Origin of the sequence: Streptomyces sp. NPDC003720 (assembly GCF_042875075.1) — a bacterium.
Taxonomy (GTDB): Bacteria; Actinomycetota; Actinomycetes; order Streptomycetales; family Streptomycetaceae; genus Streptomyces.
The window spans coordinates 625,363-631,734 of sequence record NZ_JBIANZ010000004.1; the positions used below are offsets into that span (position 1 = coordinate 625,363).

Consider the following 6,372-nt stretch of genomic DNA (forward strand, 5'->3'; position numbering starts at 1 on the left):
CATGGCGGTCATGGGGACCAGCGGGGGAGGAACACCATGTCCGTAGAGCCAGTCGCGGAGCCCGGGAACGAGGACGCCGGCGAGGCGGCGGTGACAGCCCAGTCGCTGCGCTACTACGCGGTCGCTCCCGACGTCCGCCTGAACGTCCGCAGCGGCCCCGGCACCAGCTACAACATCGTCAGGGTGCTGTCCTACGGCGCCAAGGTCCCGATCTACTGCCAGACCCCGGGCACGACGGTGACCGGCCCCTACGGCACCTCGAAGCTCTGGGACAACATCGACAACGGCGAGTACGTCTCCGACGCCTACGTGCAGACGGGCAGCGACGGCTACGTCGCCCCGCGCTGCGGCTGACCCCGCCAGGAGCCCGCCGGCCCCCGGAGCCATAATCGTCCCGTGAGCGACGAAACCGGCACCCCGGAGGACCAGGCGGGCTCCGCGCGCGGCGAGACCGCCGGCGGCGGCCCCCGCCCCGAACCCCTCCGCTTCTTCGGCACCTCCTGGGTGGACCACGACCACGGGTACGCGGCCCGCCGGGCCGGCGTGGCGGCCGGCTCCCTCGCCGCGGCCGTCGTCTCCTGCCTGGTGCTGCGCTTCGCCTACGACGGCCTCCGGATCGCCGGCACCGGCGCCTTCGTGACCGTGCTGATCATCGCCATGTTCGCGATCTGCAGCGCGCTGGCCTTCCGCAACACGTGGGAGGGCTTCGGCAGGCGCCACGACCCCCAGCGGCAGGCCTCGCTGCGCGGCCTGCTCGCCATCGGCTTCGTCGGCTCACTGCTGGCCTACTTCTTCCGCGCCCTCACCGAGGCGCCGGGCGAGAAGCTGCACCGCGAGGAGTACGACAAGGCCCGCGAGGAGTACGAGCGCCGGTCCTCCCGGCGCACGGGCGACCCGTCGAGGCGCAAGCGCCGCCGCTGACCCGGGCCCCGCGGCACGGCTCGCCGCCGGACCGCCCGTGAACCCGCCCGTGTCCCCGCCCTCCGGCGTGGACAGCATGGCGGTATGACCACGTCCCACACCGCCGAGCCGCCGCGCGGCCTGCGCGCCCACTCCTTCAACGCGGCGGCCGCCCAGTACGCCGCGAACCGACCCTCCTACCCGCCCGCCCTCCTGGACTCCGTGGCGGAACTGGCCGGGCGCCCCCTGGCCGGCGCCCGGGTCGTGGACGTCGGCGCGGGCACCGGTATCGCCTCCGCCCTGCTGCGGGCCCGAGGGGCCGACGTCCTCGCGGTCGAACCGGGGGAGGGCATGGCCGCCGAGTTCCGCCGCGCCCTGCCGGACGTCCCTCTCGTGCGGGGCGACGGCAACGCCCTCCCGGTCGCCGACGCCCACGCCGACCTCATCGCCTACGCCCAGGCCTGGCACTGGACCGACCCCGCCCGGGCGGTGCCGGAGGCGCTGCGCGTGCTGCGGCCGGGCGGGTCACTGGCGCTGTGGTGGAACACCGACGCCGTCGACGTCGAGTGGATCGCCGAGTCGGCCGAGCGGACCGCCCGCTTCTTCGGCGTCGACGTCCCCGCGGAGAAGCGCGGGGCCGGCGACCGCGCGCAGGCCGACCCCACCGGGCGCCTGCGCTTCACCCGCCGGGACATCCGCTGGAGCCGACGCGTCCCGCTGGACACCCATCTCGCCAACGTCGGCAGCCACTCGGCGTTCCTGGTCGCCCCGGCGGAACGCCGGGACGCCTTCCTCGCGCAGGAGCGCGCCCATCTGCTGAAGGTCTTCCCGGACGGCGTCGTCGAGGAGACGTACGACGTGCTCCTGCTCGTCGCCGGCAGGCCCTGACACCACATCACCCGAGGGAGCGATGCGGCGGCCGGTGCACACCGGCCGCCGCTTCCGTGTCCGGGCACACGCGCACGCCCCTTGACGGCGCCGGGCCGCCGGGACAATTATTCATCGCGTGATGAATTACTTGTCCGGCCCAACCGGACCCACGCCACCGGACGCCGTCCGCGCCGACGGCCTCACCGTCGTCCGCGGCTCGCGCACCGTCCTGAGCGACCTCGCCTTCACCGTCGCGCGCGGCCGGATCACCGGCCTTCTCGGCCCCTCCGGATGCGGCAAGTCCACGCTCATCCGCTCCGTCGTCGCCACCCAGGCCAAGGTCACCGGAACCCTCGACGTCCTCGGCCGCCCCGCCGGCCACCCCACCCTGCGCAGCCGCATCGGCTACGTCACCCAGGCACCCTCCGTCTACGACGACCTGACCGTCCGCCAGAACCTCGACTACTTCGCCTCGATCCTCGACCCCGGCCGCACCAGGGCCGACCGCCGCGACGACGTCGCCCGCGTCCTCACCGACGTCGCCCTCACCGACCACGCCGACGCCCTCGCCGGCAACCTCTCCGGCGGCCAGCGCAGCCGCGTCTCCCTGGCCGTCGCCCTCCTCGGCGCCCCCGAACTCCTCGTCCTGGACGAACCGACGGTCGGCCTCGACCCCGTCCTGCGCCGCGACCTGTGGAACCTCTTCCACGCCCTCGTCGCCGACCGGGGCGTCACCCTCCTCGTCTCCTCCCACGTCATGGACGAGGCGGAGCGCTGCCACCGGCTGCTCCTGATGCGCGACGGGCGGATCCTGGCCGAAGACACCCCCGACGCCCTGCGCACCCGTACCGGCACCGACACCGTCGAGGCCGCCTTCCTCCGCCTGGTGGACCAGGCCGCCGCCGCCGACCGCACCGAGGAGACGACCCGATGAGCACGACGCCCCCGGCGGCCGCCGTCCCGACCGGCGCGTTCAACGCCGCCCGCACCACCGCCACCGCGGCCCGGGTCCTGCGCCAGCTCCGGCACGACCCGCGGACCATCGCGCTGATGATCCTCGTCCCCTGCCTGATGCTGGTCCTGCTGCGCTACGTCTTCGACGCCAGCCCCCGCACCTTCGACGACATCGGCGCCTCGCTGCTCGGCATCTTCCCGCTGATCACGATGTTCCTGGTGACCTCCATCGCCACCCTGCGCGAACGCACCTCGGGCACCCTCGAACGCCTCCTCGCCATGCCCCTCGGCAAGGCGGACCTCATCGCCGGCTACGCGCTCGCCTTCGGCGCCGTCGCCGTCGTCCAGTCCGCGCTCGCCACCGGACTCGCCCTGTGGGTCCTCGGCCTCGACGTCACCGGCTCGGCCTGGCTGCTCCTGCTCGTCGCGCTCCTCGACGCCCTGCTCGGCACGGCCCTCGGTCTCTTCGTCTCGGCCTTCGCGGCCTCCGAGTTCCAGGCGGTCCAGTTCATGCCCGCGGTGATCTTCCCCCAGCTCCTGCTCTGCGGGCTCTTCACACCCCGCTCCGACATGCACCCCGTCCTCGAGGCCGTCTCCGACGTGCTGCCCATGTCGTACGCCGTCGACGGCATGAACGAGGTCCTCCACCACACCGACATGACCGCCACGTTCGTACGCGACGTGCTGATCGTGGCCGGCTGCGCGGTCCTGGTCCTGGCCCTCGGCGCGGCGACCCTGCGCAGGCGGACCTCCTAGGACCCGCCGGGCGGGGCGGCTCGTGTTCCGCCAGCCGGACAACGGCCCGCACCCCGCCGCCCCGGTGCCAGACTGAACCGCATGAGCCAGAAAGTCGCAGTCCTCGGCACCGGCAAGATCGGCGAAGCCCTGCTCAGCGGAATGATCCGGGCCGGCTGGGCCCCCGCCGACCTCCTGGTCACCGCCCGCCGTCCCGAACGCGCCGAGGAACTCCGCGCCCGCCACGGAGTCACCGCGGTCACCAACACCGAGGCCGCCAAGACCGCCGACACCCTGATCCTCACGGTCAAGCCGCAGGACATGGGTGCCCTCCTGGACGAACTCGCCCCGCACCTCCCCGCCGACCGCCTGGTCATCAGCGGCGCCGCCGGCATTCCCACCTCCTTCTTCGAGGAGCGTCTGGCCGCCGGCATCCCGGTCGTCCGCGTCATGACGAACACCCCCGCCCTCGTCGACGAGGCCATGTCCGTCATCTCCGCCGGCAGCCACGCCGGGGAGGCGCACCTCGCCCACGCCGAGGAGATCTTCGGCGGCGTCGGCAAGACCCTGCGCGTCCCCGAGAGCCAGCAGGACGCCTGCACCGCGCTGTCCGGCTCCGGACCGGCGTACTTCTTCTACCTGGTCGAGGCCATGACCGACGCCGGCATCCTGCTCGGCCTGCCCCGCGACAAGGCCCACGACCTGATCGTCCAGTCCGCCATCGGCGCCGCGGTGATGCTCCGCGACAGCGGCGAGCACCCGGTCAGGCTGCGGGAGAACGTGACGTCCCCGGCCGGCACGACGATCAACGCCATCCGCGAATTGGAGAACCACGGGGTGCGCGCCGCCCTCATCGCCGCCCTGGAGGCCGCCCGCGACCGGAGCCGCGAACTGGCCTCCGGCAAGAAGGACTGACCGACGACGACCGTCCCCGGGGCGGCGGGCGGCCTGGTCCCCCCACGGCCCCGGAGCCGTCTCCTACCGGACCGGGACGGGTTCGGGCACGGCCGGCATCAGGCCGATCGCCCGGAAGGCGGCGTCGACGGTCGGCCGCGCCACCGCCCGCGCCTTCTCGGCGCCCCGGCGCAGCACCCCGTCCACATAGGAGGGGTCCGCGCACAGCTCCCGGTGCCTGGCCTGCACCGGGCTGAGCGTCTCCACCACGGCCTCCGCGGTGTCCTTCTTCAAGGCGCCGTAGGAGTCGTAGCCCCCGGCCAGCGCCTCCGGGTCCGCGCCCGTGCAGGCGCCGAGGATCTCCAGCAGGTTCGCCACCCCCGGCCGCGCCTCCCGGTCGTACTCCACGTCCCGGCCGCTGTCGGTCACGGCGCGCATGACCTTCTTGCGCACCACGTCCGGCTCGTCGAGCAGATAGACGATGCCCGGCCCGGAGTCGTCCGACTTGCCCATCTTCGACGTCGGTTCCTGGAGGTTCATCACCCGGGCGGCCACCCCCGGAGGAGTGGCCCGGGGCACCACGAAGGTGTGCCCGTACCGCTGGTTGAAGCGCACCGCCAGGTCCCGCGTCAGCTCGACGTGCTGTGTCTGGTCCTCGCCCACCGGCACCTCGTCGGCCCCGTAGGCCAGGATGTCCGCGGCCATCAGCACCGGGTACGTCAGCAGCGACAGCCGTACGCTCCCACCCCGCTCGCGTTCGCGCGGCGCCTTCTCCTTGTACTGGATCATGCGGCGCATCTCGCCGTCCGTCGCCACGCACTCCAGCAGGTACGACAGACGCGTGTGCTCGTCGACGTGGCTCTGCAGGAACACGGTGCACAGCTCGGGGTCGAGCCCCGACGCCAGCAGCAGCGTCGCCGTCTGCCGGCTCAGTCTGAGCACCCGTGCCGGATCGTGGTCGACCGTCAGCGCGTGCAGGTCGACGACGCAGAACAGGGCGTCCGACCTGTGCTGGTCCACCTCGGCCCAGCGGCGCATGGCTCCCAGGTAGTTCCCCAGGGTCAGATGCCCGGTCGGCTTCACTCCACTGAAGACCCGTGTCATCCCTACTCCATCTCCTGGTCGAGACCGCCGTTCCGGTCGGCCGGCCCCCGGAGTCCTGGAGGAGATACGAGAACGGCCGCCGAAGCGGCGGCCGTTGAGTGCATACGTGAGTCGGCCGCCGTCAGGCGGCCCACCAGAGCTGGGTACACGTACGCGTGGTCATGAGGCCAGAGTACGCCTCCGGGGCGGGCCCGGGGGGTGAGTTGACACGCCTCAGGCCCGTGCGTAGTGTTCTCCGAGTTGTCCGACGTGAGCGCCGACCTCGGTCGGTCCCCGGACAGCGATTCCGCAGGTACCACCCACTTCATCGGCGTTCCGCGTCGACTGTTTTGGCGTGCGTATTAGCGAAATGAGGAATCCGCGTTCGAAAGGACGCAGGCCCCCGATTAGCTCGGGAGCCGGGAATCCGCTAAAGTCTCACTCGTCGGAACGGCCCAACAGCCGGGAAGACAAACCCGCCGACCGGGAATCGGACGCCGAAAGGATCTGATAGAGTCGGAACCGCCGGAAAGGGAAACGCGAGAGCGGGAACCTGGAAAGCACCGAGGAAATCGGGTCGAGAAAAGATCTGATAGAGTCGGAAACGCAAGAACGAAGGGAAGCGCCCGGAGGAAAGCCCGAGAGGGTGAGTACAAAGGAAGCGACCGTTCCTTGAGAACTCAACAGCGTGCCAAAAATCAACGCCAGATATGTTGATACCCCGTCTCCGGTCATCACGATCGGGACGAGGTTCCTTTGAAAAACACAGCGAGGACGCTGTGTGCGAGAGGATCATTCCTCCTCTCGCACCGCTCTCGTGGTGTTCATCCCGATTACGGGAAAACATTCACGGAGAGTTTGATCCTGGCTCAGGACGAACGCTGGCGGCGTGCTTAACACATGCAAGTCGAACGATGAACCACTTCGGTGGGGATT

Annotated in this window: 7 protein-coding genes and 1 rRNA gene; 7 read left to right on the forward strand and 1 reads right to left on the reverse strand. The window is 71.5% G+C overall.

Going from position 1 to position 6,372, the window contains the following annotated elements:
* Nucleotides 1-36 precede the first annotated feature (36 nt).
* From ACFYU0_RS14600 to proC, 6 genes are all read left to right on the forward strand, one after another.
* Complete coding sequence (locus ACFYU0_RS14600) at nt 37-354, forward strand: SH3 domain-containing protein (protein WP_389300860.1); 318 nt, start codon at nt 37-39, stop codon at nt 352-354.
* Between the two features lie 42 nt (nt 355-396).
* Complete coding sequence (locus tag ACFYU0_RS14605) at nt 397-921, forward strand: EamA/RhaT family transporter (protein WP_389300863.1); 525 nt, start codon at nt 397-399, stop codon at nt 919-921.
* A gap of 84 nt (nt 922-1,005) precedes the next feature.
* On the forward strand, nt 1,006-1,788 hold the full coding sequence (locus ACFYU0_RS14610) for a class I SAM-dependent methyltransferase (RefSeq protein WP_351667213.1): 783 nt from the start codon (nt 1,006-1,008) through the stop codon (nt 1,786-1,788).
* Nucleotides 1,789-1,906: 118 nt separating this feature from the next.
* Nucleotides 1,907-2,704 carry an ABC transporter ATP-binding protein gene (locus ACFYU0_RS14615; protein ID WP_389300866.1) on the forward strand — a complete coding sequence of 266 codons (798 nt, stop codon included), beginning with the start codon at nt 1,907-1,909 and terminating at the stop codon, nt 2,702-2,704.
* Complete coding sequence (locus tag ACFYU0_RS14620; RefSeq protein WP_389300870.1) at nt 2,701-3,480, forward strand: ABC transporter permease; 780 nt, start codon at nt 2,701-2,703, stop codon at nt 3,478-3,480. Before ACFYU0_RS14615 ends, ACFYU0_RS14620 begins: the two co-directional genes overlap by 4 nt.
* A gap of 81 nt (nt 3,481-3,561) precedes the next feature.
* A complete protein-coding gene (gene proC / locus ACFYU0_RS14625; protein ID WP_351667209.1) occupies nt 3,562-4,374 on the forward strand; it encodes a pyrroline-5-carboxylate reductase in 813 nt (270 codons plus the stop codon).
* 63 nt (nt 4,375-4,437) lie between these two features.
* On the opposite strand, the gene trpS is transcribed toward proC, so the two are convergent.
* Nucleotides 4,438-5,457: a tryptophan--tRNA ligase gene (gene trpS, locus ACFYU0_RS14630; RefSeq protein WP_389300874.1), complete on the reverse strand. Its 1,020-nt coding sequence runs from the start codon at nt 5,455-5,457 to the stop codon at nt 4,438-4,440.
* Nucleotides 5,458-6,282: 825 nt separating this feature from the next.
* Here trpS and ACFYU0_RS14635 point away from each other — a divergent pair.
* Nucleotides 6,283-6,372: ribosomal RNA gene (locus tag ACFYU0_RS14635) — 16S ribosomal RNA — on the forward strand; the annotation flags it as partial.

What these genes read in the sequence shown, in the direction of transcription:
- ACFYU0_RS14600 (WP_389300860.1), top strand. Translation starts at nt 37, where the DNA reads ATGTCCGTAGAGCCAGTCGCGGAGCCCGGGAACGAGGACGCCGGCGAG.
- ACFYU0_RS14610 (WP_351667213.1), top strand. Translation starts at nt 1,006, where the DNA reads ATGACCACGTCCCACACCGCCGAGCCGCCGCGCGGCCTGCGCGCCCAC.
- ACFYU0_RS14620 (WP_389300870.1), top strand. Translation starts at nt 2,701, where the DNA reads ATGAGCACGACGCCCCCGGCGGCCGCCGTCCCGACCGGCGCGTTCAAC.
- proC (WP_351667209.1), top strand. Translation starts at nt 3,562, where the DNA reads ATGAGCCAGAAAGTCGCAGTCCTCGGCACCGGCAAGATCGGCGAAGCC.
- trpS (WP_389300874.1), bottom strand. Translation starts at nt 5,457, where the DNA reads ATGACACGGGTCTTCAGTGGAGTGAAGCCGACCGGGCATCTGACCCTG.